25 protein-coding genes are annotated in these 26135 nt (G+C 36.4%); 16 read left to right on the forward strand and 9 right to left on the reverse strand.

The annotated features are described in order from the left end of the window. The first annotated feature begins 155 nt into the window (after window positions 1-155). From FB551_RS20600 to FB551_RS20610, 3 genes are all read left to right on the forward strand, one after another. The gene (locus tag FB551_RS20600; RefSeq protein ID WP_142018765.1) at window positions 156-1031 is read left to right on the forward strand and encodes an aldo/keto reductase; all 876 of its coding nucleotides are present in this window, start codon (window positions 156-158) and stop codon (window positions 1029-1031) included. 172 nt (window positions 1032-1203) lie between these two features. Then, window positions 1204-2262 carry an NAD(P)H-dependent flavin oxidoreductase gene (locus tag FB551_RS20605; RefSeq protein WP_142018766.1) on the forward strand — a complete coding sequence of 353 codons (1059 nt, stop codon included), beginning with the start codon at window positions 1204-1206 and terminating at the stop codon, window positions 2260-2262. 72 nt (window positions 2263-2334) lie between these two features. Next, a complete protein-coding gene (locus tag FB551_RS20610; RefSeq protein WP_142018767.1) occupies window positions 2335-2943 on the forward strand; it encodes a hypothetical protein in 609 nt (202 codons plus the stop codon). 47 nt (window positions 2944-2990) lie between these two features. On the opposite strand, the gene FB551_RS20615 is transcribed toward FB551_RS20610, so the two are convergent. The 4 genes from FB551_RS20615 to FB551_RS20630 are packed head-to-tail and all read right to left on the reverse strand — an operon-like array spanning window position 2991 to window position 6251. Continuing rightward, entirely contained in the window at window positions 2991-4328 is a 1338-nt protein-coding gene (locus FB551_RS20615; RefSeq protein WP_142018768.1) for a UDP-N-acetylmuramate--L-alanine ligase, read from the reverse strand. Between the two features lie 6 nt (window positions 4329-4334). Then, entirely contained in the window at window positions 4335-4772 is a 438-nt protein-coding gene (locus FB551_RS20620; protein ID WP_047429428.1) for a hypothetical protein, read from the reverse strand. A gap of 15 nt (window positions 4773-4787) precedes the next feature. Continuing rightward, entirely contained in the window at window positions 4788-5594 is an 807-nt protein-coding gene (locus FB551_RS20625; protein WP_047429431.1) for a lysophospholipid acyltransferase family protein, read from the reverse strand. A 27-nt stretch (window positions 5595-5621) separates the two neighbouring features. Next, window positions 5622-6251: an NUDIX hydrolase gene (locus FB551_RS20630; RefSeq protein ID WP_047429434.1), complete on the reverse strand. Its 630-nt coding sequence runs from the start codon at window positions 6249-6251 to the stop codon at window positions 5622-5624. 478 nt (window positions 6252-6729) lie between these two features. Here FB551_RS20630 and FB551_RS20635 point away from each other — a divergent pair, with 478 nt between their 5' ends. The 6 genes from FB551_RS20635 (at window position 6730) to FB551_RS20660 (ending at window position 12140) form a co-directional block, all read left to right on the forward strand. Continuing rightward, window positions 6730-7548 carry an RIP homotypic interaction motif-containing protein gene (locus FB551_RS20635; protein ID WP_047429438.1) on the forward strand — a complete coding sequence of 273 codons (819 nt, stop codon included), beginning with the start codon at window positions 6730-6732 and terminating at the stop codon, window positions 7546-7548. Between the two features lie 117 nt (window positions 7549-7665). After that, on the forward strand, window positions 7666-8064 hold the full coding sequence (locus FB551_RS20640; protein WP_047429441.1) for a hypothetical protein: 399 nt from the start codon (window positions 7666-7668) through the stop codon (window positions 8062-8064). A gap of 10 nt (window positions 8065-8074) precedes the next feature. Then, window positions 8075-8806: a curli-like amyloid fiber formation chaperone CsgH gene (gene csgH, locus FB551_RS20645; RefSeq protein WP_047429444.1), complete on the forward strand. Its 732-nt coding sequence runs from the start codon at window positions 8075-8077 to the stop codon at window positions 8804-8806. An 11-nt stretch (window positions 8807-8817) separates the two neighbouring features. After that, the gene (locus tag FB551_RS20650; protein ID WP_047429540.1) at window positions 8818-9228 is read left to right on the forward strand and encodes a curli production assembly/transport component CsgF; all 411 of its coding nucleotides are present in this window, start codon (window positions 8818-8820) and stop codon (window positions 9226-9228) included. Between the two features lie 24 nt (window positions 9229-9252). Beyond that, window positions 9253-10617 carry a CsgG/HfaB family protein gene (locus tag FB551_RS20655; RefSeq protein ID WP_142018769.1) on the forward strand — a complete coding sequence of 455 codons (1365 nt, stop codon included), beginning with the start codon at window positions 9253-9255 and terminating at the stop codon, window positions 10615-10617. An 11-nt stretch (window positions 10618-10628) separates the two neighbouring features. Beyond that, the gene (locus tag FB551_RS20660) at window positions 10629-12140 is read left to right on the forward strand and encodes a carboxypeptidase-like regulatory domain-containing protein (RefSeq protein WP_142018770.1); all 1512 of its coding nucleotides are present in this window, start codon (window positions 10629-10631) and stop codon (window positions 12138-12140) included. Window positions 12141-12431: 291 nt separating this feature from the next. Here FB551_RS20660 and FB551_RS20665 read toward each other — a convergent pair whose 3' ends face one another. From FB551_RS20665 to FB551_RS20685, 5 genes are all read right to left on the reverse strand, one after another. Further along, window positions 12432-13082, reverse strand: coding sequence for a response regulator transcription factor (locus FB551_RS20665; protein WP_226798750.1), 651 nt, complete (start codon window positions 13080-13082; stop codon window positions 12432-12434). A gap of 209 nt (window positions 13083-13291) precedes the next feature. Continuing rightward, window positions 13292-13762 (reverse strand): OsmC family protein, encoded by a 471-nt coding sequence (locus tag FB551_RS20670; RefSeq protein ID WP_142018771.1) that lies wholly within the window; start codon window positions 13760-13762, stop codon window positions 13292-13294. A gap of 214 nt (window positions 13763-13976) precedes the next feature. Beyond that, window positions 13977-15536, reverse strand: coding sequence for an Rne/Rng family ribonuclease (locus FB551_RS20675; RefSeq protein WP_047429450.1), 1560 nt, complete (start codon window positions 15534-15536; stop codon window positions 13977-13979). A 368-nt stretch (window positions 15537-15904) separates the two neighbouring features. Then, window positions 15905-16195, reverse strand: coding sequence for an HU family DNA-binding protein (locus FB551_RS20680; RefSeq protein ID WP_002984212.1), 291 nt, complete (start codon window positions 16193-16195; stop codon window positions 15905-15907). Window positions 16196-16513: 318 nt separating this feature from the next. Then, the gene (locus FB551_RS20685) at window positions 16514-17185 is read right to left on the reverse strand and encodes a response regulator transcription factor (RefSeq protein ID WP_047429454.1); all 672 of its coding nucleotides are present in this window, start codon (window positions 17183-17185) and stop codon (window positions 16514-16516) included. A 180-nt stretch (window positions 17186-17365) separates the two neighbouring features. Here FB551_RS20685 and tssO point away from each other — a divergent pair, with 180 nt between their 5' ends. The 7 genes from tssO to FB551_RS20720 all read left to right on the forward strand — a co-directional run bounded on the left by tssO (window position 17366) and on the right by FB551_RS20720 (window position 26120). Beyond that, window positions 17366-17902, forward strand: a complete 537-nt coding sequence (gene tssO, locus FB551_RS20690) for a type VI secretion system TssO (RefSeq protein WP_142018772.1) — start codon at window positions 17366-17368, stop codon at window positions 17900-17902. Between the two features lie 11 nt (window positions 17903-17913). Further along, window positions 17914-18438, forward strand: coding sequence for a type VI secretion system transmembrane protein TssO (locus FB551_RS20695; protein ID WP_034697149.1), 525 nt, complete (start codon window positions 17914-17916; stop codon window positions 18436-18438). A gap of 49 nt (window positions 18439-18487) precedes the next feature. Beyond that, on the forward strand, window positions 18488-19399 hold the full coding sequence (locus tag FB551_RS20700; RefSeq protein WP_047429461.1) for a PKD domain-containing protein: 912 nt from the start codon (window positions 18488-18490) through the stop codon (window positions 19397-19399). A 47-nt stretch (window positions 19400-19446) separates the two neighbouring features. Then, a complete protein-coding gene (locus FB551_RS20705) occupies window positions 19447-21852 on the forward strand; it encodes a VWA domain-containing protein (protein WP_142018773.1) in 2406 nt (801 codons plus the stop codon). 356 nt (window positions 21853-22208) lie between these two features. Further along, window positions 22209-22616: a type VI secretion system tube protein TssD gene (gene tssD / locus FB551_RS20710; protein ID WP_034697144.1), complete on the forward strand. Its 408-nt coding sequence runs from the start codon at window positions 22209-22211 to the stop codon at window positions 22614-22616. Window positions 22617-22787: 171 nt separating this feature from the next. Next, entirely contained in the window at window positions 22788-24713 is a 1926-nt protein-coding gene (locus tag FB551_RS20715) for a type VI secretion system Vgr family protein (protein ID WP_142018774.1), read from the forward strand. Window positions 24714-24716: 3 nt separating this feature from the next. Continuing rightward, on the forward strand, window positions 24717-26120 hold the full coding sequence (locus tag FB551_RS20720) for a hypothetical protein (RefSeq protein WP_142018775.1): 1404 nt from the start codon (window positions 24717-24719) through the stop codon (window positions 26118-26120). Window positions 26121-26135 lie beyond the last annotated feature (15 nt).

A 26135-nucleotide genomic window follows, 5' to 3' on the forward strand; every position in this document is an offset into this window, starting at 1 on the left:
GGGGTGGATTTTTGCAAAGCAAAAAGACGGGGTAGTTTAAAAAAGTAATACAAGAGCAGTCTGTTACATAAAACAGTAAAATTGGTAAGCAGAATTTTCAATTTTTTATTGCAAATTTGTTTATCACTTTATATTAATCATTAAAATAAAGACTTATGCAAAAGAAAACCTATACAGGGCACCCTGTGGTAACCTTAAATAACGGAGTGGATATTCCTGCTTTAGGCTTTGGAGTATGGCAGATGGAAGATCTGAAGGAATGTGAAAATGCAGTAATCAAAGCTATTCAGACAGGATATAGAATGATTGACACTGCTGCTATTTACCAGAATGAAACGGCAGTAGGTGCCGGGGTGAAAAATAGCGGAGTAGACAGAGATGAACTGTTTATCACATCCAAAGTATGGGTTCAGGATCATGGATACGAAAAGGCTAAAAGTGCTTTTCAGAGAACCTTGGACAGATTGCAGATGGATTATCTGGATATGTATCTGATTCACTGGCCTTATGGAGATTTCCTGGGAACATGGAAGGCATTGGAAGAATTATACAAGGAGGGAAAGATCAAAGCTATTGGGGTATGTAATTTTACCGTTGAGAAGCTTGAAGAACTTAAAGCAAATTCAACAGTGTTACCGGTGATTAATCAGATTGAGCTGCATCCGGTATTCCAGCAGAAAGAACTGCAGGTATACGACAGAGAAAATAATATTGTAACTCAGCCCTGGAGCCCGCTTGGAAACGGTAATACTAATCTTTTAAGCAATCCTGATCTGAAAGCAATTGCTGAAAAATATGGTAAAACCGTAGCTCAGGTAATTTTAAGATGGCACCTTCAGGAAGGATTTGTAGTGATCCCGAAATCGGTGACACCGTCAAGAATTGAAGAAAACTTTAATGTATTTGATTTTGAACTGACAGAAAATGAAATGAATGTCGTTCGTTCTTTGGATACAGGAAAAAGATTATTCTTTGATCCTAAAGATCCGGAATGGGAACAGAAAATGCTCAATTCCGTAGCGGATATCTAATAAAAACAGAAATTAAGAATATTCCCACAGTTTTCACTATTTCACAGATTACAATCTGTGTTTTCTGTGAGATCTGTGGGATTTGTATTTTCATTCAGGGTGAGGAATATCATATCCTGTTGAAAATGAAGTGTTCCTATTTTTCGTACCTTTTTATTTAAAATAATTTCTTATGTTCTGGCCGGATACAATCAGTAAAAAACTAGGGATAGAATATCCTGTAATTCAGGCTCCGATGTTTGGAGTGAGTACGGTACAGATGACTGTTGCTGCTTCAAAAACAGGTTGTCTGGGATCATTGGCACTGGCTGATCTTTCAGCAGATCAGTCTGTTGAATTGATCAGGGAGACAAAAAAACTGACAGATAAACCTTTTGCAGCAAATATATTCGTCCATCAAATTCCTGAAGTGACGGATGGTTTAAAAGAAAAGTATATTAAAACCAAACAGTTTCTTGAGCAGCTGGCCAGAGAAAATGAAATTGATGTAAAGCTTCCGGAACTTGAGAAAATCAGTATCAACGGCTACCATGAACAGGTGGATGCCATCATTGAAGAAAACTGTAAAATCCTGAGTTTTACATTCGGAAATCTGGATGAACAAAGTATTCAGAAATTAAAAGAAAACGATGTTACCCTCATCGGAACCTGTACATCTGTGAATGAAGCTTTGCAGCTTGAAAAATCAGGTATTGATATTATCTGTGTTCAGGGAATAGAGGCGGGAGGCCACAGAGGAAGTTTTGAGGCGGAGAATATTCTGCAGATCGGAGGGATATCTTTGCTGTCACAGGTGTATGATCATGTGAGTGTTCCTCTGATTTATGCAGGAGGAATTTATGATGCCAAGACCTTAAAAGCTGTTAAAGATTTAGGAGCGCAGGGCTTCCAGGTGGGAAATCTTTTATTGGCATCTCAGGAAAGTGCTTTACAGCCTTTTGAAAAGGAAAGACTGAAAAAAGTAAGAGAAGAAGACATTATTTTAACGAAGAGCTTTTCGGGAAGATATGCCAGAGGAATAAAAAATCAATTTATAGAAGCGGTTGAAAACTCAGAATATATTTTACCCTATCCTTACCAGAACAAACTGACCAATGCGTTGCGTAAAGCAGCAAAATCTCTGCAAAATCCTGAATTTGTATCCATTTGGCTGGGGCAGTCTATTCACCATTATAGTGAGCTTTCCACAGAAGAAATTTTGAGAAATCTGATCAAAGAATGTGAAAGATAGGTCAAGATAGTTTCAATTTGCCTGTAATTTTCTATTTTCGTGAAAGATAAAAACTAAAATCAGCGAAAATAAATGAAATTTTCAGAGGGAATTCAGAGATCACTTCCGTTCGGCTACCTGTTTCTTGTCGTAATGGGAATATTAAAAGAAAGTGTCTTCTATTACCAGATAGGCATTAATATTCTAAAATACTCAACAATCATGGACATCCTGATCAGTCCGATTGCTACCTTAACAGCTCATCCTGTGATATTGATTATCCTCATTGGGATCATTATATTTTCATTTGCTTTTCCCTCTTTTTTATCAAAACAGGCCAGTAAAAATAAACGTTGGGCATTCCAGATGGCATCTCTCAAAGGACATGAAAATATGAGCAAAGAGGCTATTGAGAATCATTTTACCAATATGTTTGTGAGGTTTCTGGCCATGATGTTGCTGTCTTTCTTTGTAGGAATAGGGCTGGGAGAAGGATTCGGGCTTACCAGAAAGATAAGGGAGAACAAACTTAAATATGACTATAAATTAAATTATGGTGATGATAAGTTTGAACAGGTTCATCTGATAGGATCGAACAGCATGTATTATATTTATCTGGCAAAAGGAAATAAAACAATAAAAATAGCACCGTTGGGCTCCATAAAAAATATTGAACTGACCAATAACAAGAAAATTGAATGATCATAATTTAATAAAAAAGCTTCAGATAAGATTCTGAAGCTTTTTGTTTATTTTGTTAAATCAAGGCCACCGAAATTTCCGGAACTCATCATGAGATAAACACCATCCGTTTTATCCAATGTATCCCAATAGGCATGAAGGTCTTCAGCGTTTGTAAACACCTTTAAATTCTCATTCCTGAATTTTTCTTTGATGAATTCAGGTGATATTGGCTCCATTCTTTTGATCTTCAAAGCATCTTCAGAATAGAAAACTACAGCATCTTCCAGACCGTCCATCGCATGATCATATTGTTCAAGAAAGGTGGGATTTAAGCTGGAATAGGTGTGAAGTTCCAAAAATCCGTGTTTCTTATCATTTTTAAATTGTTCTGCAAATGCTTTTACAGCTGCCTTCACCTTGCTTGGTGCATGGGCAAAATCTTTGTAAAGAATTCCCTTATCTTCTCTTTCTACTTTTTCAAGACGCTTGGATGCTCCTTTGAAGCTCATGATTGCTTCATAGAAATCTTCATCCATAATACCAAGCTGCTGGCAGATATGTCTTGCTCCTTCTAGGTTCAGCAGGTTGTGTGCTCCAAAAACAGAAAGTGGAACATCACCCATTTCTGTTTTTAAATAAACTTTACCATTATTGATTTCGTACTCCGGAGTTTTGTAAGGAATCTTTCTGAAATAGTTCTCTGCATTTTCCACTACTTTCACTACTTCAGCATCCTCTTCGTTGTATACAAGAACTCCACCAGCTGTAATGCTTGCCACAAACTTTCTAAACTGATCAATATAATCATCAAATGTTTTGAATACATTGATATGATCCCATGCAATACCACTCATTAAAGCAATATTCGGCTGATACAGTAAAAATTTAGAACGAAGATCAATAGGAGAAGAAAGGTATTCGTCACCTTCCAGCACCATGAAGTCATTATCCTGAGTCAGTTTGACCATACAGTCGAAACCTTCAAGCTGAGCTCCTACCATAAAGTCCACGTCTTTTTGGTGGAAATTCAGAACGTGAAGAATCATTGAAGTGATGGTTGTTTTACCATGTGATCCGGCAATAACAACTCTTGTCTTATTTTTAGACTGCTCGTACAGGAATTCAGGATAAGAATATATTTTCAAGCCCAGTTCTTTTGCTCTTGCCAGCTCAGGATTATCCTGATGTGCATGCATCCCAAGAATGACAGCATCAATATCCGCAGTAATCTTTTCCGGGAACCAGCCCATTTCCTGAGGCATAATTCCTTTCTTTTCCAAACGGGACTTTGAAGGTTCAAAAATAGCGTCATCAGAACCTGTCACCTGATATCCTTTGTCTTTTAATGCGATTGCAAGATTATGCATGGCGCTTCCGCCAATGGCAATGAAGTGGGTTTTCAATTGTATTTACTGTTTTTTAACATTAGTATTAATGATCTGCTGGAAAGCTTCAAGAATATTATTCCAGTTGGTCTGGTAGTTCGGAATAATCATACTCGCATCCGATTTACTCCCTTCATTCGGACCTCTCTTGACATTGATAGACGTTGAAATATTGTCGTACAATTTTTTACGGTCTTCCTGTATTCTTCTGAAATTATTCTGAGAAAGAACCTGATCCAGTTTCTTTAAATCTTCATTAGAAATCTTAAAATCCTGTTTGTACTTCTTTCCCTGTCCTTCAAAAGAATAGTGTACAGTATTCCCTTTTATAAGCAGGTTTTCATAAACAGGAGCATAGCCTCCGCTTTTCGAATAGCTGATATCAAAATCCGAATATATCTTTTGGCTGTTGCATGAAACTAATACTATGATTGCGAATAAGATTCCAAGTATTCTGTTCATAATTTTTAATTTACTTTAATTATTTGAGTCCTTTTGTTCTAATTTTTTAGCTTTAAGTTCTTCATCATAACTGTGTAATAGATTGAAATCTTCTGTCTGCTCAATAGCCGTCATAATTTTCAATAAAATTTCCGGTGCTTTTTCATTATCATAATCAATATCCAAAGGAGCTTTGAATTCCATCGTAGGTTTTACACCGGTAACCTTTACGCGGAGTCCTTTTTTATCAAAAGCTCTTCTGAAACCGTTTATTTTGATTGGAATTACAATAGGACGCTGATTCTTTACCAATTTGGCTGTTCCCCGTCGTCCCTGTGCAAAAGCTGACGTAGTTCCTTGAGGGAAAGTAGCTACCCAGCCATTGTCCAACGCTTTCATAATATTATCTACCTCACTCATGTCTACCATTCTGTTGACATTTTTCCCTTCTGCTCTCCATGTCCTTTTTACGGTTACAGCACCTGCAATTTTGAAAATTTTAGGAAGAATACCTTTATTCATGGTTTCCTCAGCTGCTACATAATAAAAATCAATCTTGGGATTCAGTAGATAGATCGGGTTCTTTATCGTATTTAAGTATCCGTTGTTTACAGCACAGAAGGCATGGTACATTGCTGCCACATCTGCAAAATAGGTCTGATGGTTGGATACAAAAAGTACGTTAGAGTCCGGAAGATCCACAAGGTGTTCTGTACCGGTTATTTTTAACTTATTAAAGCCATTGAATCTTCTGTAAGATACAATTCCCAATATAAAAATAATAAACCTTTTCAAAAAATAAGGAGTTCCGAATGCATCGGTGAAAATATTTTTCTTCGCCATCTCTCAATTAAACACGGTAGTGCAAAGTTACATTTTTTTCAACAACTGACTGAATTCACTTAATATCATCGCTGTAGCACCCCAAATAATGTATCCGTTGAAATTGATCACAGGAACTTCATGTCCGCCTGCACTGGGCAGAGCCATAATTTCCGGAGTGTCTGACAGGTTCAAAAAGGAAGTGATAGGAAATTCTATGGTTTCCACAGCTTCCGTCTGCTGAAGAACGAATGCCGGATTCTTTTTAGTATAAGAGATATAGGGATATACATAAAAATTGCTTGGCGGAATATAGATAGGAGACATTTCTCTGATAATCCTTACATAATGCTTGTCTATTCCAATTTCTTCTGAGGTTTCACGAACTGCGGTTTCTGCAAAATCTCTGTCCATTTCCTCACGCTTTCCGCCAGGCAGCGATATCTGCCCGCTGTGTCTGTCGTGTTCATTAATCGTTCTTTGAATCAATGGAAAATACCACTCGTTGTTTTTCAGATATAAAACAATATTGACAGCCGCAAATTTGGGATTCTTTGACAATACTTCATCATAAGTAAAAACGGGACGATAGGGAGGTGAAAATACTCCATGTGCGTGTTCACCGGGAAGTTCCACGCTTTTTATTTGTCTCAATAAATCTTTTCCAAAATTTTCCATAGCTCAAATTTAGCAATATATCTTGAAGAAATAAGTGCCTTAACATTAATTAACCTATGAAAAAGACCGTATTGTAACCGGAAATTTTTGCCTATTAATCCCAGTGATATATCATTAATGATAAAACCCGGTGGATTTCAACTTTCAACCTTGAATTTTTAATTCAAATTGATTTTCTTTGGTGACAATAAATCTGACAGCAGTTTGTAATAAAAGCTTAAAACCCTGAATTGTGATGTTTTGAATATATAAATGATCAGGTTTACTTATACAATATCATAATTAAAGAAAGATTACTATTCACTGTTGGTGGATTTACTGTAAATCAATATGTTGTGATGGTGTTTTTCCGTAACGGTAAATAATGACTTGCCCAACTGAAAACAGTGATTTTCAAAATTTACACCTTGATGGTGGTTTTTCATTTTGACGGGGAAGCTACCTTTGCCTTACTATTAACCAATTAATTTTTACCAAGATGAAAAATTTACTTACAGGTGTACTTACACTATTCGCAATGAGTTTCGGATTTGCACAATTCAATATTGATGTGACTACTCAAACAGGAAACTTAAATGTTGCTACAGTAGACCAGACCGGTCTTTTGAACATCAATTCTCTTACACAGACAGGGAATCGTAATACTGCAGATATTGACCAGGTAGGGATTTTAAATGTCAATAATGCGCAGAGTATCGGAAACAGAAACTCTGTAGATGTAGATCAGATGGGTATTGGAAACTCCAATGAAGTTTTGCAGATGGGAAATAGAAACTCTGCATCAACCTGGCAGTTAGGAGTACTTAACTCTACCGAACAAACTCAGATCGGAAGAAGAAATGATGCCTCCTCGGTACAGATTGGATTAGGTAATTCAGTTTTCCAATATCAGGACGGAAGAAGAAATGATGCTTCTGCCATTCAGGTAGGTGCTGGTAATGACGCTTATCAGGTTCAGTTGGGAAGAAGAAATGATGCCAGCGGACTTCAGATAGGAGCTAATAATGTTCTTGTTCAGTATCAGGATGGTAATGATAACAGTGCTACTCATATACAAGCTGGTACAGGTAATATTGCAGCCTCAGTTCAGGTAGGAGATGACAACACTTCTGCAGGAGTACAGATAGGTAATGCCAACCAGCTTTATCAGTTCCAGATAGGAGATTCCAACACAGCTATTGATCTTCAGATGGGTAACGGTAACTTTACCTGGGTAGCTCAGAGCGGTCTTGGCCATTTTCATGTAGGAACTCAGATGGGTAATGGAAACTCAATGATTGTGAATCAGTCGAATTAAGCCCTATAACAACATACTGTAAATCTTAGAAATTGTAAAGGAGAAACTGCAGTGTTTCTCCTTTTTTACCTTCAGTTTTCACAGATTTGTTATTCATGTAACTTTAATAAACAGGCTATGTTTAACTTAAGATGGAGTGTTTTGGCGCTTTTCACATGGCTGCCAATACATGCACAGGAAATAGACTGGGATAAGGTAAACAGTAATACAATCTTTAATCTTATAGCCAGACAGCAGACAGATCAGAGTTCTTATGGATCCGATATTATTCAGATAGGAGACTATAACAATGCCGAACTTTCCCTTAACGCCCGAACAAATATTGTAGTAAAACAGCTTGGAGATTTTAATACCTTATATTTTATCAATTCATTCACAGATAAAGAAGCAAAAGCTGCTATTACTGCTCAGGGAAATAATAATATTATTGATGTTACAGGAAGCAACAGTATTTCGGATGGAATTCAGATTAATGTAAAAGGAGATAATAAAACAGTTTTCATGAGAAACTATTAAAACACAAGTGATGAAAATTTTATATTCCCTAAGCCTGGGTACATTTTTTACCTTCCTGTCTGTATGGGTTTATGGGCAGGAAGATAAGAAAGTAAACGCCAGGATAGAGAGTAGTCTCCTTGAAAACCAGGTAAGATTGAAAGCCGTAGTCATCAATAACACCGCTGTGTATAAAGAACTGAATTACCTTTTGGTTTCTATTAAAAAAGGGAACGGCGGAAATCTCTCAAATAATCAGCAGAATGGGAAATTTTCTGTTAACCCCAATGAAGTAAAGGTATTATCGGAGATCAGTGTGAATCTCGAATCAAAAGATGCTCTCAAAGCCTTCCTTTATATCAGGGATGAAGAAACCCAAAAACTGATTGCTAAAGACAGTCTTGAACTGAACAGCGATCTTTTTAAGAAAAAAACAGCTAAGATTGAGGAAGATGCTGCTTATGAGCTCAGAGGACTTACTATAGATGAGACAAAAACCAAAGTAGGAAAAGACTTTTATGATATGTTTTACATGCAATACAGTCAGCTTCCCGATAAAAGCAGCAGTGTCATTACCATTACAGAACTTCCTCTCCGTGGAACAAGCGGTCAGATTACTATTCAGATGGAAGATAAAATTATTTACAGTTTTATGACCAATCCGGCAGAGGATTATTTAAAAGAACAGCTAGGTTATAGCTTAAAATATATCAAAGAATTTAATGCCAAGAAAAATCTTATAAAAAATGAATTTATCTATTAAAAATGTCCGCCATGAAAACCTTTATCATTATTTTGACATGTATTGCGGGTGTTTTCTACGGAAAAGCTCAGCAGCTCGTCTATAAGCCGGTAAATCCAGCTTTCGGAGGAGATACATTTAATTACCAGTGGCTTTTAAGCTCTGCTAATGCACAAAACCCATTTGATGAAAAAAATGATTTCAGCGACTTGCTGGATCGTGTGAATTCCCTTGATAGTTTTACCCAGAGTCTGAACAGACAGATCCTCAGTGAGCTTTCAAGAAAACTGTTTGATGAACAGTTTGGTGATGGAAACATAAAACCCGGAAATTACCTTTTCGGATCCCTTTATCTGCAAATTACCAATACTAATCAGGGACTTTTAATCAATATTTTGGATACCAGCAATGGTGATCAGTCCGAGATCGTAATTCCGAAATAGGAAATAACTAAAAATAAACTTACCATGACAACCTACACTTATACCAGAATCTTTTTCTGCACTTTCCTGCTATGCATTCTGCAGGCCTGTAGTTCAATCTTTGGTTTACCTTCGGATCCCGAAAAACCAACAATGGGAGAGGTTACTTCTTCCACTGCAGAATTGAAAAATCTTCCGCTTCCCAAAGAGAAGATTGTAATAGGAGTCTACAAATTCAGAGATCAGACCGGCCAGTATAAGCCTTCCGAAAACGGAAACAACTGGAGTACGGCAGTTCCTCAGGGAACTACAACCATTCTCATCAAAGCATTAGAAGACAGCCGCTGGTTTGTTCCTATTGAAAGGGAAAATATAGCTAATCTTCTCAATGAAAGACAGATCATCCGTTCCACCAGACAGGAATACATCAAGGATGCAGACAAAAACAATCAAGCACTTCCCCCTCTTTTATACGCCGGAATTCTTCTTGAAGGCGGCGTTATCTCATACGACAGCAATATTCTGACCGGAGGACTTGGCGCAAGGTATTTCGGAATCGGTGCTTCCACACAATACCGCCAGGACAGAATTACGATATATCTCCGCGCTGTCTCTACCCTTAACGGAGAAATTCTTAAAACGGTTTATACCTCTAAAACCATTCTTTCAACCAGTGTTAACGGAAGTTTTTTCAGATATATTGATACTGAAAGACTACTGGAAGCTGAGGTGGGTCTTACTCAAAATGAACCTGTTCAGCTCGCCGTGACAGAAGCCATAGAAAAGGCCGTAAAAGCTCTGATTGTTGAAGGAATCAGAGATAAAATATGGGGGAAAGCAATAGATGAGAATGGAGGATATCAAAGTTTAATCAACGAATATAACAGAGAACAGGAGCAAAATAATGACCGGGTGATTGGCGGCAGATATCCGCAGGATTACAGACAAAAACTATCTGTTTTTGCGAATGTTGAAGGGCAGAAAGTTAAAGATGACTATGTAGGTTCTAAAATGAATGTTGGTGGAAAAATAGGCCTTAAATATTTCCTTACTCCTTACCTGAATGTGGAACTGAACGCAAGTTATTTTACGCTTGAAAATTCAAATATTGTGAAAAGAAACTACTATGGTCCTGAAGTGAATCTGGAATATATCCTTTTTCCGAAATACAGATTCAGTCCATTTGTGTATGGTGGAGCAGGAGCGTTGTATTCAAAATATAAACCTCAATATAAAGCACAATTCGGGGGTGGGCTGGAATATATGATCAGCAAGAATTTCTCACTGAGAGCCTCCGCCCAATATGACCTTGGCTTCAAAGACGACTGGGAAGGCCTTGTAAATGGGAAAAGAAAAGATCAGGCTTTGCGCTTTGGAATAGGAATCAACTTTTACTTCGGAAACAAATAAAAACACGAACTATGAAAACTATAATTAAAATATTCAGCATATTCATCTTTGCTTTTTGTCTGTTTTCATGCAATGAAGACCTTGTAGAACAGGCGCAAACAGGAATGTTAAAAGGAAAAGTCGTAAAAAGAGGCAGTAATGTGCCGATTCCTAACGTGAAGATTTTTACCAATCCTACGACACAAACGGTTTTCAGTGGTACAGACGGCTCATTTGAAATCGCTGTCATGCCGGTAGGCAATTACTCTGTAAAAGCAGAACTTTCAGGATATATTACAAGCTTTCAGTCAGTCAATATACAAAATCAAAATCAGGTAGTAACGGTAGTTTTTGAGATGGATGATGATACTTCATTGAATTCTCCTCCCGCTACACCACAGTTGCTAAGTCCGATAGATAACGCAGTAAATCAGCCTTTGAGTGTTGAATTAACCTGGAGCGCAACAGATCCCGATACAGCAGATGTATTAAGATACAGCCTGACAATTAAAAATAATCTTGACACTAATGTGATTCAGGTTAATGATTTGACAGCAAACCACTATACGCTTTCAAATCTGAAGTTTGGTGTAAGTTACTTCTGGCAGGTGTCTGTTTCGGACGGCATTCACCAGCCAGTTTTAAGTTCTATCAGTAAATTTACCACCAATACCGTTCCAGCCAACAGGTATCATTACGTTCAGAAACAAAATGGAAACTTTGTGATCATTTCCAGTGATGACCAGGGAAATAACTTCCAGTTTACCAATTCTTCCTACAACAGCTGGCGACCGCGCAAAAACAATAATGCAGGTCTCATTGCATTCCTTCGTACGGAAGGCGGAAGCACCCATCTTTATACTGCCAATCCGGATGGTTCCAATCCTTTTAAAGTAACAACGGTTGCTGTTGCAGGATTTAACAATTATGAAATGGACTTTGCATGGAGTACCAACGGTAAGGAGCTTATTTATTCCAACTTTAATAAGCTTTACAGGATTAATAAAGATGGAAGCGGGCTGAGCCTGGTATATACAACTCCGGATGGAAGCCTGATCTCAGAATGCGACTGGAGCTACGACGGCAGTAAAATAGCATTGAAAACCAATGATTATAACGGATATAACACTAAAATTTATGTGATCGATAGTAATGGTGCCGTTCTTAAAACTGTATTGTCAGGTACCGCAGGTGCCAGCGGAGGGTTGAACTTTTCTGTAGACGGACAGCTTCTTCTTTTTACCCGTGATGTTTCCGGATATCTGGATGGAAGCGGAAATTACCGTCAGCTGGATTCACATATCTTTATGTATAACCTTGTCACAGATGCTGTGAGTGATATTTCTGCAGAAAGCGAAAAAGTACTGGGCACAAATGATCTTGATCCCAGGTTCTCACCAAATAACGCTCAGATTATTTTTATGAATACCTCCAATGATAATATTTCTCAAAGGAATGTAATGGTCATTGACCTTAGTAATACGTTGACTGATATGACAAGAGCAACGCTATTCAGCAATGGAGAAATGCCGGATTATGAGTAAGAAGCGTTTAGTGTTTAAAGTTTAATGTTCAAAGTTTAATGTTTAAAGTCCAAGGTTTTAGTTGTAAGTGAGGTGTGAGATACTATCTGTACCCATTAGAGATCAATTGAGAAGTAATTAAATACGTTTTTCATTGTTAAGTCTCTTATTTCTCTGCCTCACTTTTTATTCTACAGACTTTGATAGGTAACAATAAAAATTTCCCTGGAGAATTATTGAAATTAAAATCAGGGGAAAAAAAATTCCAGACTTTCTAAAGCCTGGAATTTTTGAGTGATTCATGGAAGTCTTTCAGTCGATGATATGATTCTCTATCGCATATTTTACAATTCCGACTGAATTTTTCGCATTGAGTTTCAAAAGAATTCTTTTTCGGTGTGTTTCTACCGTATTGATACTGATAAATAATTTTTCTGATATGTCTTTACTGCTGCATCCGTCACAGATCAGTTTAAGAATTTCCATTTCGCGACGGGTGAGAGGTTCTTTGATGTGAGGATTGGGTTTTCCCTGTTCACTACTGATAAAATTGATCATTCTTTCCTTTGCCTGATCACAGATATAGATCTCATTAAGAAGTAAAACATTGATGGATTTAAGAAACTCATCATAGGTGCAATTTTTATCCAGATAAGCTTTAATACCTTTATTGAAGAGTTTTCGGATGTCAATCACATCATATGAACTCCCAATGATAGTAATCTTGGTATTTTTATGCTTTGCAATAATAGTCTCCACAAGCTTGCAGATTTCTGAAAGCATAAGCATATTGGAACTCATCACAAGCATTTCCGGAGGTTCTTCTTTTAAATGTTTTGAGAGGTTTTCTAGAGAATTACAAATATCAATTGTACTGAAAATTTTACTTTGGGTAAGTAGTCTTGATAATCCTTCTGTATAGAGCATCGGTTCATCAAAAATAGTCAATTTTGGTTTCATCATGGTTTATTTTGTTTATATAAAAATAGGAAAAAACTTCATATTTTGAATAAAATTGACAAATAATTTCAAATTATTATGTTTTTATTAATGATAAAATATTATTTTTATTGATTTTTTGTTAAATAATTCTCTTTTTGTGGAGTTTTTTGGAGTTATTATTGTTAAAACCTAATGTTGATCATTGTTAATGAATGATAACACTAATTATTTTAAGATTTAACTAACAGAACGGGGATATGCTTTACCGGAAAATTAACAGAATTGGCAATGAAACAAAATTCATTGGCTTTATGATGGAGCTGTTCTGCTTTTTCTTTCATACATTCTTCCGCAACAGTTACCGTAGGATGCAAAGTTACTTCTGTAAAATGACCGCTCCCACTGGCTGTTTCCCCCATGATACCCGTTGCTTCATCAGTATAATCTGTAACAATAATACCCGCCTCAGAGCAGAAATGAAGATACCAAAGCATATGGCAGGAGGAAAGAGAAGATAAAAACATCTCTTCAGGATTGTATTTTGTTCTGTCACCACGGAATGCAGGATCAGACGAACCTTCAATCACAACTTTGTTTTCTGCTGAAATGGTGTGACTCCTTTCGTAGTCCCTATAGCCGGTTGTTCCTGTTCCCTGGTTGCCTGTCCAGCGGACGGTAATTTTGTAATGGTGGTTTTTCATAGATAAAAGATAAAAGATAAAAGATAAAAGATAAAAGATAAAAGATAAAAGATAAAAGATAAAAGATAAAAGATCTTGTCGTTAAAATTCAATAGGGGTGGGCTTTAGCCCAGCCTGCATAAACAAAAAACATCCATTGGCTTTAGCCGAAACTTATAGCAAGAAAAGATAATAAAAAAAACCTCCAGTACAACTGAAGGTTTTAAATTTTGTCTTAATTAGAAAATTCTATCAATTCTTCTTTTTTGGAATTGTAAATTTTATATTCTAAATATTTAAAAGAATCCCTTGGAACAATGGTTACCCACTTTTTGTATTTGATAAACCATTTCATCTGGATACTTTTAATGCCTTTTGTAAGGTAGGCTTCCACAAATGGGTGTACATGCAGGTAGATTTTTCCTTTTTCTTTCTGCAGGATGTTTCTTAAAGTTTCACCCATTCTTTCCACGATAACAATAGGAGCTACAATTTCTCCGTCTTTGTTCGGGTTTTCTTCTTTGGTGTCGATCTGTTTTTCCGGACGGTTTCTTTGTCTGGTGATCTGGATCAGACCAAATTTACTTGGAGGAAGGATTTTATGGCGCGCTTTGTCACGCTTCATTTCCTCTTTCAGATGCTCGTAAAGATCTCTTCTGTGATCAGAATTCGGCATATCTATGAAATCGATAACGATGATACCTCCCATATCGCGGAGGCGAAGTTGTCTTGCGATTTCTGTAGCAGCCATTTTGTTCACTTTCAGTGCATGCTCTTTGTTGACAGCAGTTCCGGTAGTAATATTGTTTCCGGAGTTGACATCTACTACGTGAAGTGCTTCTGTGTGTTCAATAACAAGATAAGCTCCTTTGGAACTCGGAATGTTTACATGTTTTCCGAAGCTCTGTTTAAGCTGTTTTTCAACATTGTAATATTCCAGAAGTGGAATATGAGAATCATAAAACTGGACAATATTTTTCTTTTCAGGCGCAATTACTTCAATGTAATTTTTCATTTCGTTCACCATTTGCTCGTCGTCGCAGATGATATTCACGAAGTCCTGATTAAAATTGTCTCTTAGAATAGCTGAAGCTTTGTCTTCTTCGCTTAAAACTTTAGACGGAACTTTATTTCTCTGGATGTTTTTGAAAGTGCTTTCCCACTTCTGAACCAGCTGGTTCATGTCATTATGCAGGTCTGCAACTTTTTTTCCTTCTGCTACCGTTCTGATGATCACTCCGAATCCTTCAGGCTTAATGCTGTCGATAAGGGTTCTCAGTCTTTCTTTTTCCTCAGAGCTTCTGATCTTTTTGGAAATAGAAACTTTATTGTCAAAAGGAATTAAAACCAGGAAACGTCCTGTTAAAGAAATCTGGGTAGAGATTCTTGGACCTTTGGTAGAGATAGGTTCTTTGGTAATTTGTAACAGAACTAAATCGTCCTTGGCAATTACTTTGTCTACCGTTCCGTTTTTGTCTATTTCGGGTTGTATCTCGAAATTTTTTAAGCTCGAAGTGCTTTGTTTTTTAGAAATAGTATCTTTTAAAAACTTTCTGTACGTAAGATACTGAGGGCCCAGATCCTGGTAATGCAGAAATGCATCTTTGTCATATCCGATATTGACGAATGCTGCATTCAGATTGGGTGCCAGTTTTTTTACTTTTCCTATAAACAGATCTCCAACTATAAAATCGCTTTTGTCTTCTTGCTCATGAAGTTCACATAGTCTTCCGTCTTCCAGCAGCGCAATCTTTGTAAGATCATCTTCATGCGAAACTATTAGTTCTTTCTTCATTTTTTAATAAGATAAAATTGTTAAGATTATAGGAAGTGGATGTTTTTTATCGATTAATTCATCTATTAAATATAAGGATTTTGAATGAAAATCATTATATGTTTATTAAAATAATATTTGAAACCCTCCGTTTTCCGCGGAATCTTATAGTTGCAAACAAAAATATAGTTAGTGAACTTTAAAAATTTAAATCCACCAACTATATTATTATATTGTAAATCTCGAGAAAAAGAGATTATTTTTTCTTATGTCTGTTTGCTCTTCTTCTTTTCTTTCTTTTGTGAGTCGCAACCTTGTGTCTTTTTCTTTTCTTTCCGCTTGGCATAATTTTAATTTTTTAGTAACTAGTTAATATTCAGTTAATGTTCTTATTTTACTGCAACTTTAGTTTTTACTTTCTCAACAAAAGATTTTGATGGTTTGAAAGCAGGAATGTTATGAGCAGGAATCTCAATTGCAGTGTTTTTAGAAATATTTCTTCCTGTTTTAGCAGCTCTTGTTTTAATGATAAAAGATCCAAAACCTCTTAGATAAACGTTATCCCCATTATACATAGAAGTTCTGATCTCCTGCATAAAAGCTTCTACAACTTTCTGTGTTTCATTCTTTTCTGTTCCCAACTTATTTGAGATGGTGTTTACCAATTCTGCCTTTGTCATTTCCTTATTTTAATTTTAAATTTTAGGTGTGCAAATTTAGTTAAAAAAATTGAATACTAGCAAATTAGTGGCAAAATATTTTTATTCAAAGAGTTGGACTTTTTATGGATACACTAAATTAAGGTCGGGTGATGATAATTTAACAATAAAATAATACAGCCGGATAAAGGTACAAAAAATAGATGAACAAAATTTAATAAATGCTGGTTATAGCTGCCTTTAAAGCACTTTATAATCTTGAGCAGGATATGGTAAGATCCTCTTATCTACCTTCATTCTTAAACCCGGATTACTTTTTTTAACCAAAATCAAATTTTTTTATAAACTCGAATTATAATATCCGTTTTCTACACAGAAACGGATAAGATGAAGCTTTGTTTTTAATCCCAGTTTTTCTGTAAGCCTGTTGATATAGGTATCAATAGTCCTGGTGCTCAGATTAAGCTTTTCTGCAATTTCTTTATTGCTGAAACCTTCATAGCAGAATCTCATAAGCTGTATTTCTGATGGTGAAAGCTCTTCCTGTCCTTTCTTCTGCCTGTCCATATATTCCTGTACGGCAAGCGGTTGCTGCTCCCATTCTTTGGAATAAGCCTGGTAATCGAAGTCGTCAGATGCAATACTTCCTTTGATAATATCCTTTATAATAGTGCTTTTTTTCTGACAGTAATAGATATTGGGAATCTTTGAAAGAATTTCAGCCATGTCCTCCTGATAAGTGCCGGAATAGGTGATGATAGGGGTTTCTGTATTGTTTTTTCTGATGTATTTAATGGCTTCAATTCCACTTAATACCGGCATGAAAAGTTCAATAATGAACACATCTTCCTGTCTTCTGTAGATTCTGTTTACCAGTTCATGCCCATTGTTACAATCATTCAGAAGCATATAGAAAGGATTTTCCATAAGTGTTTTGATCATTATTTTTTTAAAATAAAAATCACTGTCAGCAATGGAAAAACGTACGGTATTAGATAATATTTTACTCATTCTTAATATCGATTTGGCGAATGATATTTAAAATTTAGAGGTCTAATTTATGAAAAACTTATCAAAGTGAAAATTAATATTAATTTAATCAGGGTTTTCACGAAACAGGCCTGGGGGAAATTACGTATTGTGCATAAAATTTTTTTTTTATATTTTCACAGGCCAAACAAATCGCAAATTATGTCTTCTAACAGGGAAAAAAAATTAAACAAATCTGACGTCAGAACGGGCATTTGGAAGTTTATTCTGTCATTTGCCGTTTTGTCAGTTGTATCTTTTGCTTGCTTATATCTCTTCTTTAAGAGTTATGATATACAGCGGGAGGGGATCAGCCGTGAAGCTGAAGCCTATAAAGAACTGATGCTTCGAAGTGACGTGCTTAAGGATCACATTGATGATATCTACGACAAAATGAACCAGCTTAGCATTAATAAGGTGGAGAATGAGGTATTTCTCAGAACCAGTATTATGGATAATGTGAGAGATGCTAAAAATATTATGGGTAAAGACAGTGTACAAAGCTTTAAACACTATGCTGTACTGATGAAACAGATTGTACCCATGATGACTTTAAAAGCCAAGATCATTGAAGTGGAGTATCAGAAGAAAACAGTTTTGAGAGATCTTGATGAATGTATGGGCAAGATCAAAGTGACCAATAATGAGCTGAGAAAAGACCCTACAAGAAATTTCACAGGAAGTAAAAGAAGAAGATAAAAAGAAAAGATATGCAAGGACAAATCACATTATCTAAGAAAGAAAGGCATTATCAGTTTTTTTATTTAATACTGATGCTGGTAACTGCAATGTTATTTTTGGGAGTGATCTTTTTAAAAGGATTTGTATCTCCTTTTTCTGATGAAGACGTAAGAGGAATTCAGAATCTTGAGCAGAAAGCAGAATTTGAACAACATCAGAAAGTTGTTCTTCCCATCATGGACAGTACATATACCATGATTACCAAACTTACTGATGACGGACCACAGCCTTTTATCGAAAACAATATCCAGCTGGGTGTTAACGATCTTAACAGCTATTTTAATAGTACAGACGTGGTGGATATCCGTAAAGATGCCTACCCGCAGATTGCAAAATTTTATAAAATGTATTTTGATGACAAAAAAGTCATTTCAACAACCTCTGAAGACATTAAAATTTTCCAGAAACAGGTAGATGAATGCAGAATCGGATTTAAAGATAAGCAAAATAAGCTCTATCAGCGCGAGCAGGATCTGAAAGCAAGAATGCAGTAAGCAAATAAATACTAGGAATTTTAAATAAAACACATCACAATTACTAACTATGAATTATTTTCAAAAGAACAAGAAAAACATTATTATCGGTGTTATTGCAACTTTGCTGATCGCAGCATTGGTTGCTCTGTGGCTGCAGAAAAAGGTAATACATTCAGCCGATGATATTGTTGGGGTGGTTTATCCGTCTTCATTGGCGGTGGGAGACACACTTTTATTCGAAGATAAAACCCAGTTTGCGAAAACCAAAAGATGGAATTTCGGAGATGGGACAACTTCAGATAAAAACAGTGGTATTCACTTCTATAATAAACCAGGATATTATCAGGTAAGTTTGATCGTTGACAACAAGTACACGAAATCTTTCCCTGTAATGGTAGGCGCAAGAAGCGTTCAGAAACCAAAAGATACTGCAACAGCAAAAACAACCATCGAAGCTGTGAGCCAGGCCATGCAAAATGAAAATGTGACTTTCCGTGCCATTTCTGATGCAAAACAGTTTGCATGGAAATTCGGGGAATCCGGAAATACAGATGCTAAGGATAAATTTACCATCTATTCCTATAAAAAACCCGGAGAATATCTGGTAACACTGTATACAGAACAAAGCCAGGATCCTATCTATCACCGTATCAAAATTCTTCCGGCTTATGATGCTCTTGCAGAAGACGAAGTTTCAGTAGAAGACTCTTATGCAAAAGTAGATAATGATTTCAAATATCACCTGCAGCAGATTGCTAACGGAAACAGCTTCAACATGCATTACAATTACCTGTTGAAAACCTATCTGTGTAACAATGAAAATACTGTTGTAAAAGTAAATGACAGCAAAGTAAATAATTTTTACATGTATTGCGCAGGCCTTCAGTTTGACAAAAATACAGTGATCCAGACGGTAAAAGTAAATCTGGATGACACGCAAAACTGTGTAACTAAAGTAGATATTAATCAAAGCAAATAATTTCGTCCGGTCTTACGGATGTGCCAATCATAAAAAGATTAAATAGGATGAAAAATAAATTTCCTCTAGCAGCATATTATATAGGGTTATCAGTATTATTGACGAGTTGCCAGGTAAAACTGCCGTCAAAGAAAACCCCGGAGCCTTCACAATATGGGCAGGTGGATGCTTCCCCTGTCGTTAACGGATACCCAAAAAAGTCAGTTCCATGGATTGTTATTTCAGACAGATCAAGGAATACGGCTTATTTGGATAAAGATGATGAGAAGTCTTACAAAGAAGTGAAATTCCTTGAACCTTTAATGGTTTTAAAACATAGAGACGGAATGGTAAAAGTAGCGGAATATGTTCCGGATGCTTTAATGAAGAAAGTCTCGTCAAAATCTGTCAAAACATATGGCTGGATCCAGGAGTCTGATCTCCTTCTTTGGAATAATGCTCTGAAAAGCGAAAAAACAGGGTATCCTGTAAGAGTAGCCGTAGTACCTAATAACAGCGAAGTCATCAGAAATGCTGAAAGGTACTATAAAAATGACTCTATTATGGTGTTTAATTCACCAAGTCTTATTGAGACAGCCAATGTAAAAATTCCTAACGGACAGATTGTATATGTATACAAGATGGCTGAAAATAACAAACGTTTCCTGGTAGGTAAAAAACCGTCTGTGGATATGGACAGCATCAACAAAGGTCTTTACGGATGGGTAAGTTCAAACGTAATTTCAAGCTGGGGAGAACGTTCTGCTATCAAGCTTAAAAATACAACAGGAATTACCGATACAACACTGGGGATTCATGAAGGACATCCAGGCGGATCTGCTTCAGATGCTGATAATAAAACGGCTGTTCTTCTTACGGATGTAAATAAGAGAACGCCGCTGGAAAATATCTTCCCGGTAAATCTTCCTTTAGAAGAAACTCCAACTCCTGATTCAAAGACAAAATACTTCACCAATATTTTAGATTACAGCAAGAACTTTGTTTCCAATGTATTAGGTGAACCTATTTATTTTGACCGTTACCGAGAGATTACGGAAAGAGATAAAAATATCAATATTGTTTTTGCATTAGATGTAAGTGCAGCCAATGCGCCTTATGCACCTATTGTAAAATCACTTTTACAGGATCTTCAGCTTAGATTTGAAAAACCATCGTATTTTAATAATGTTAAATATGGTGTGGTTTTATACAAAAACAATCCATGTGGAGAAAATATCTCTGTGTCTAACTTAAGTACAGATTACAGTAAGATTACCACATTTATTGATCAGAAAACCAATGAAATGAACTGTGCAAGCACTACCGGTTATCAGCCGGTAGGAGAGGCTCTTACAGCAGCAGGAAACCTTCTTTCAAATGTTTCTGATGAAACCAATATTGTGGTGACTGTAGGTACTTCTGCCAACCAAAGCGGAAATATGTACAGTGTCATCAGCTCGTTGACACAGGCTCAGGCAAGGCTAATCATGTTCCAGACCAGTGCAAGATCATCTGATACTTACAATGATTTTGTATTGATGGCTGAAAATGTGGTAACCAATACAGCGAAAAATATTGCTGAACTTAAAAAGCAGAAGATCATTAACCAATATGATGTTTTGACCAAGAACAACTTCAGCCTTGTAGAAGGAGATACCGGATTCTTCTCTTTAGCTTATCCTAAACAGAGTATGTCTCAGGGATTTGTTATCTTCCCTAAAAAAGGAGACATTACCACTCCGGGATACCTGAAAAAATCTGTTGACAGCCTTATTGCACAGGTGACTTTGGATAATCAGACTGTTGATAAATCTCTTAATGAATATTTCCATTCATCCGTAGGAGCAGGAAGAACAGATGTAGATTTAAAATATAAATATCTGTACCCGGGACTTACCAATCCGGTTTCTGCCGGAATTGCAGCACAGCTGATCAACTATGGAAGCCCATTCCTTGTGAAAGGGTATATTCCAAAAGAGCTGAAAGATTTTACGCCGGGAATAGAAAAGGGAATCCTTATTTCTGAATCGGAATATGATAACTTAAAAGCTTTCTATACGGAAGTTTACAGAAATACTCAGGCCGACCGTGCAGACTTTAATCAGGCAAGAGCAGTGAAAGAGTATGTAAAGCTATTGAAGAAGTATAATCCTACGATAAAATTCTTAGATAAAGGAGCGCTTTATGAGCTGCCAATGTCTTACGCAATCGGAATGAGTACAGGATTTGACCTTTCTGAAGAAGAATTGATGGCCAAATATAAACTGAAAGGTTGGAAAAAATCAAAAGTTGTACCTGGTGAAACAGTAAAAAATTATTTCCAGCACTATAAGAACTTAGCAGACAGAATGCTTGCCAACAGAAATAACCCGGCTGTAAAAATTCAGCAGAACGGACAAACCTTCTACTGGCTTAATGAGTACTTTACCCCATCAAGAATTCCAACAGAACAACCGGAATATACAAAACATTAAGAAATTCATTTTATGATATCAAAAGCAGGAGTATAGACTTCTGCTTTTTTTGTAGTATAAAGACAAATCAACAAACCTTAAATCTTAAATTTTTAAACTTTGAATCCTTATATTTCTCTTTTATGTGTAAAAATATTTTTTATCCAAAAACTGAGATATAATTTAAAACATTGTGTTAATGGATGTTATAGTGTGGTTCGTAAATCCATTGTCGTAGAATTACGACAACAAATCGTAGAACTACTACAAAATCTCAGATTTATAGGGAAAAGTTTTTTTTAGCCGAAAAGAGCCTCTATATTTGCTAACACAATCACCGAATCACAAAATATTACTAACGATTAAATTTACTAATCATGGCCGAAAGAAATTCAAGAGGAATCTTAAAATTCAATAATGGAGAAGGGCAGAAGCTGTTAAAAATGAATTACAGCGTATCAAGATCTACAGACGTTTCAGGACGTGTAGCATCAGATCCTTCTAACGCATTAATCAAGGTTACAGTAGAGGCTACTGAAAAATCAGACATCCTTGAAAGCTTACTAAACGGTAAATATAAGCCCACAGTAGGAGAAATTACTTTCAATAAGTCTCACGAAGAAGGAACATTGATTACACTGAACTGGCAAAACGGATATGTGATCCAGCATCAGGTAGACTTTGACGCAATTGACAGCAACAGTATGCTGATCAGCTTCGTCATCAGTGCTGAAACAATTGACTACGGTACTTCTCAATACGCTGGGCTATGGCCATCCAGCTAAAATTTACACACATTATCAACATTCATAAGAAAGAAGACTGTCCCTATTTAAGACGGTCTTTTTTTGCCTGAATGAAAAACTATACCTGAGAATTTTATTTTATAACATATTTATATAGTGTCTGTTACATAAATTTTGTTATCTTTAATACCAAACACAAACACAAAGCATATGAAAACCGAGTCAAAGACCAAAGGATCTTCTTTCCGTCCATCTCAGAATGCAGACGGGATATCCGAGAATCATCATGCAGGCATCAACCGGCTTGTCAAATTATCACTGGTTGTAGAAGGTAAAATTATTAAGTACTATAAACATTTCACCCTTAAACAAAAAGCGGGTCACCACCACGAATTTAATCTTATTCTTGCTCACGATGCGTTGGGAGACCGGCAGAGCCATACCCTTGCAGAAGCCAACAAATTTCTGGGAAAACGCTTTACAGCTGTGATTTCCTACAAAGATATTGAGAAAAGTCCGGAAAGGAATTTTGTCGGGATCATTACGAAAGTAGGATTCAGTCAGGAAAAAATGAGTCTGGGAAATATTGTGCTTTCCGGATACAGCCCGACGATCTTACTGGACGGTGCTCCCCATATTCAGAGCTTTGGCGGCAGCCAGCCTGTTAATATGGGTATCATAGCCAAAGAAGTAATACAACAGGGAATAGATAAAGAACGGTTTGATATAAGAATCGATACCAATGATTATTCCCAGATCATTTACAGCAGCCAGTATAACGAAACCCATTACAATTATCTGTCGAGAATGGCAGAAGCTTATGGGGAACAATTTTATTATGATGGTGAAGTCTTGCATTTTGGAAAACTTCCTCCACAGAATAAACCTATAAAACTATTATATGGAAGCAATGCTGATAACATAAGGGTAGAGCTCAAAGCGGCTCACACAAAACCTCAGTATTATGGCTATAACAGCAGTAAACATGAAAAACTGACTTCCGGTGAAACTCCGGTTGACCATTTAAGTGATTTAGCCCGTACAGCATATACGCATAACGATAAAATATATAAAACCCCGGCACTGCAGGTTGCACCTATCAAAGCAACAACGCACCTGGATGTGGAGCATTCTCAAAGAAGTGCATCAGGAAGTGAAGCGGTTAATGTATTTTCGGTTTCCGGATCTACAACCGTTCCTTTTTTGCATCCCGGATGTATTGCGGATATTCATATGAGAAAACCGGACAGCAGTGAAACATCTTATTTCACGAAGGTGATGGTAACAGAAGCGGTTCATGAAATTGATACGATCGGACATTACACAGGAACTTTCGAATCCATTGCCGCAGACACAGGTTTTCTGCCCAAACCGGAATTTACGGTACCGGCTGCCCAGCCACAGATTGCAACAGTAATTTCCAATACTGATCCGGAAGGACAGGGAAGAGTTCAGGTAAGATTCGACTGGCAGATGAATGATACTACTCATTTTATCCGGGTAATGAGTCCTGATGCCGGAGGAACCGATCAGATCACGCAAAACCGTGGTTATGTAGCCATTCCGGAAGTAGGAGATCAGGTGATGGTTAATTTCGTTCATAGCCATCCGGACAGACCCTTCGTGATGGGAGGAATGTTCCATGGAGGAATAGGACTTGGCGGTGGAGCAGACAACCGGGTAAAATCTATACAAACACGAAGCGGCCACAGAATCGTTTTCACAGAAGATGAAAGTATCATTATTACAGATAAGAGCGGCAATGAGATCCATCTGGATACGACGGGCAGTAATATCAATATCACGGCACCGGAAACCATGACCCTGAACTGTAAGAATATGAACATCAATGTAGGTGAAAATATGACTACGACGGTGGGAATGAATAAGTCTGATAGTGTTTCAATGAATTATACGGAAAGCGTGGGAATGATGAAAAATCTTTCTGTAGGCGCTAATTTCATGACGAATGTTGTGGGTAGTTTAATGGAATTTGTTAAAGGAAATAGAGAATCCAAAGCAAAAGAAGTAAAAGAAAATTCTAAAAGAAGAGAAATTATTTCTCAGGAGAATAATGATATTCATGCACAGAATCAGTTTAATAATAATAGTGGTGAAAATTCAAAAATGCATTAAATCATGTCTATTATACGAATTACTGAAGGTGAAAATATTACAGCAATAGAACAAAATTGGACAGTTTTTACTGACCATTTTGAAGCGTATGCAGGAAATAATAGCCATTTTACAGCTAAAAATGGTACATTTATCGGTGAACCTAAAAAAGATAGGTCAGAAGAAAAAAAATATTTTGTAGAAGGAAAATGGTATTCAGATGCCGAAGGTAAAAATCTAATAACCCAGGCTGCTATAGGCCAGGTTGTATATTTTCATATAAAAACGCAAAATATTACAGATCCTGATGCAAAAGTAACCTTACAATTATATGATGACGATGGAGGGCTTGGGGGAGAACCTGATCCAATAAATGTAAGAGAAGTTAAAGAGGATGGAAGTCCGGGTGCTCTGGTTACTGAGAAACAGGTAATCAATAATAAAATTGTCTATAATCTCACTTTAAGTGATGGCTTGGCAAGTTTTATTGAAAATGATTTTGGAGATAATATTGAGCTTTATTTTGAGTGCAGCTATAAAGAAGATTTAAATATTAAGCTTCCATTAACATCTGATTTTTATCTTAATGTTGAAATCTGCGATAAAAATGTAGTGCAAAGCTTCAATAATAGACAATATGGAAGTTGTGATTTTTATCGTTTTAGGTATGATGATTTCATGCGTCGTCATAAACATTGTGGACATACTCCTCCTGTATATTATTTTGGTGAGATGAGAGAACTGAGTTTCTGGAGTGCAATAGATGATATCAAAGAATGGTGGACCCCAAGTCTCACTGAAGAAATGAAGCAAGTAAGTATTTCGGTAAATGAGGTAGAAAAACAGGGGAATAAGTATAAACCTGTTCCTTCAAGCAGTTATGGATTTAAATATTGCACTCGTTTTTCTAGAATTCTTATGCCTAAGCTAACTTCACGCGGTAAAGCATGGCTTACAGAAGCCAGATATAAGCTGCAGGAATATATGGAAAAAGGTGTCATTGACAAAAATTATATAGCAACATACGATACAGTTTTGCCTGAAGGATTAGAAGATAATTTCAACGATCATTTTAAACCCACTTTATTTGAAAGAATTCAATACAGGAATGATCCCCGAAAATTAGAAGAAATTAAAAAGAATAATATAGAAAAATATTATACTGATATAGAGATAGATAATAAACGTTTTCAGGAATTTGCATTTGCTACCCATCCAGATGCTTATGACCCACTAAAAATGAGATATTTGCCAGCGGATGATTTATTAAAGGTAATGTCTACACCAGATATGAAAGAATGGTTGGGAGCTGCCACATGGAAACAAGCATTAATTATGGCAAGAAATTTAGATTATCGTGAAATAACTGAAGTGACTTTAGAACGATTTTTCAAAAAATACGTATTAGGAAATGATGAATTTAAATAATATAAGAAAGATAAT

It is taken from the genome of Chryseobacterium aquifrigidense (assembly GCF_006716485.1).
Lineage (GTDB): Bacteria > Bacteroidota > Bacteroidia > Flavobacteriales > Weeksellaceae > Chryseobacterium > Chryseobacterium vietnamense.

Coding starts and splice junctions, on each gene's coding strand:
- FB551_RS20630 (WP_047429434.1), bottom strand. CDS start 6,251: ATGGAAAATTTTGGAAAAGATTTATTGAGACAAATAAAAAGCGTGGAA.
- FB551_RS20625 (WP_047429431.1), bottom strand. CDS start 5,594: ATGGCGAAGAAAAATATTTTCACCGATGCATTCGGAACTCCTTATTTT.
- FB551_RS20610 (WP_142018767.1), top strand. CDS start 2,335: ATGAAATTTTCAGAGGGAATTCAGAGATCACTTCCGTTCGGCTACCTG.
- FB551_RS20635 (WP_047429438.1), top strand. CDS start 6,730: ATGAAAAATTTACTTACAGGTGTACTTACACTATTCGCAATGAGTTTC.
- FB551_RS20715 (WP_142018774.1), top strand. CDS start 22,788: ATGAAAACCGAGTCAAAGACCAAAGGATCTTCTTTCCGTCCATCTCAG.
- FB551_RS20600 (WP_142018765.1), top strand. CDS start 156: ATGCAAAAGAAAACCTATACAGGGCACCCTGTGGTAACCTTAAATAAC.
- FB551_RS20640 (WP_047429441.1), top strand. CDS start 7,666: ATGTTTAACTTAAGATGGAGTGTTTTGGCGCTTTTCACATGGCTGCCA.
- FB551_RS20720 (WP_142018775.1), top strand. CDS start 24,717: ATGTCTATTATACGAATTACTGAAGGTGAAAATATTACAGCAATAGAA.
- FB551_RS20665 (WP_226798750.1), bottom strand. CDS start 13,082: ATGATGAAACCAAAATTGACTATTTTTGATGAACCGATGCTCTATACA.
- FB551_RS20700 (WP_047429461.1), top strand. CDS start 18,488: ATGAATTATTTTCAAAAGAACAAGAAAAACATTATTATCGGTGTTATT.
- FB551_RS20605 (WP_142018766.1), top strand. CDS start 1,204: ATGTTCTGGCCGGATACAATCAGTAAAAAACTAGGGATAGAATATCCT.
- FB551_RS20650 (WP_047429540.1), top strand. CDS start 8,818: ATGAAAACCTTTATCATTATTTTGACATGTATTGCGGGTGTTTTCTAC.
- FB551_RS20685 (WP_047429454.1), bottom strand. CDS start 17,185: ATGAGTAAAATATTATCTAATACCGTACGTTTTTCCATTGCTGACAGT.
- FB551_RS20620 (WP_047429428.1), bottom strand. CDS start 4,772: ATGAACAGAATACTTGGAATCTTATTCGCAATCATAGTATTAGTTTCA.
- csgH (WP_047429444.1), top strand. CDS start 8,075: ATGAAAATTTTATATTCCCTAAGCCTGGGTACATTTTTTACCTTCCTG.
- tssD (WP_034697144.1), top strand. CDS start 22,209: ATGGCCGAAAGAAATTCAAGAGGAATCTTAAAATTCAATAATGGAGAA.
- FB551_RS20670 (WP_142018771.1), bottom strand. CDS start 13,762: ATGAAAAACCACCATTACAAAATTACCGTCCGCTGGACAGGCAACCAG.
- FB551_RS20675 (WP_047429450.1), bottom strand. CDS start 15,536: ATGAAGAAAGAACTAATAGTTTCGCATGAAGATGATCTTACAAAGATT.
- FB551_RS20705 (WP_142018773.1), top strand. CDS start 19,447: ATGAAAAATAAATTTCCTCTAGCAGCATATTATATAGGGTTATCAGTA.
- tssO (WP_142018772.1), top strand. CDS start 17,366: ATGTCTTCTAACAGGGAAAAAAAATTAAACAAATCTGACGTCAGAACG.
- FB551_RS20680 (WP_002984212.1), bottom strand. CDS start 16,195: ATGACAAAGGCAGAATTGGTAAACACCATCTCAAATAAGTTGGGAACA.
- FB551_RS20695 (WP_034697149.1), top strand. CDS start 17,914: ATGCAAGGACAAATCACATTATCTAAGAAAGAAAGGCATTATCAGTTT.
- FB551_RS20660 (WP_142018770.1), top strand. CDS start 10,629: ATGAAAACTATAATTAAAATATTCAGCATATTCATCTTTGCTTTTTGT.
- FB551_RS20655 (WP_142018769.1), top strand. CDS start 9,253: ATGACAACCTACACTTATACCAGAATCTTTTTCTGCACTTTCCTGCTA.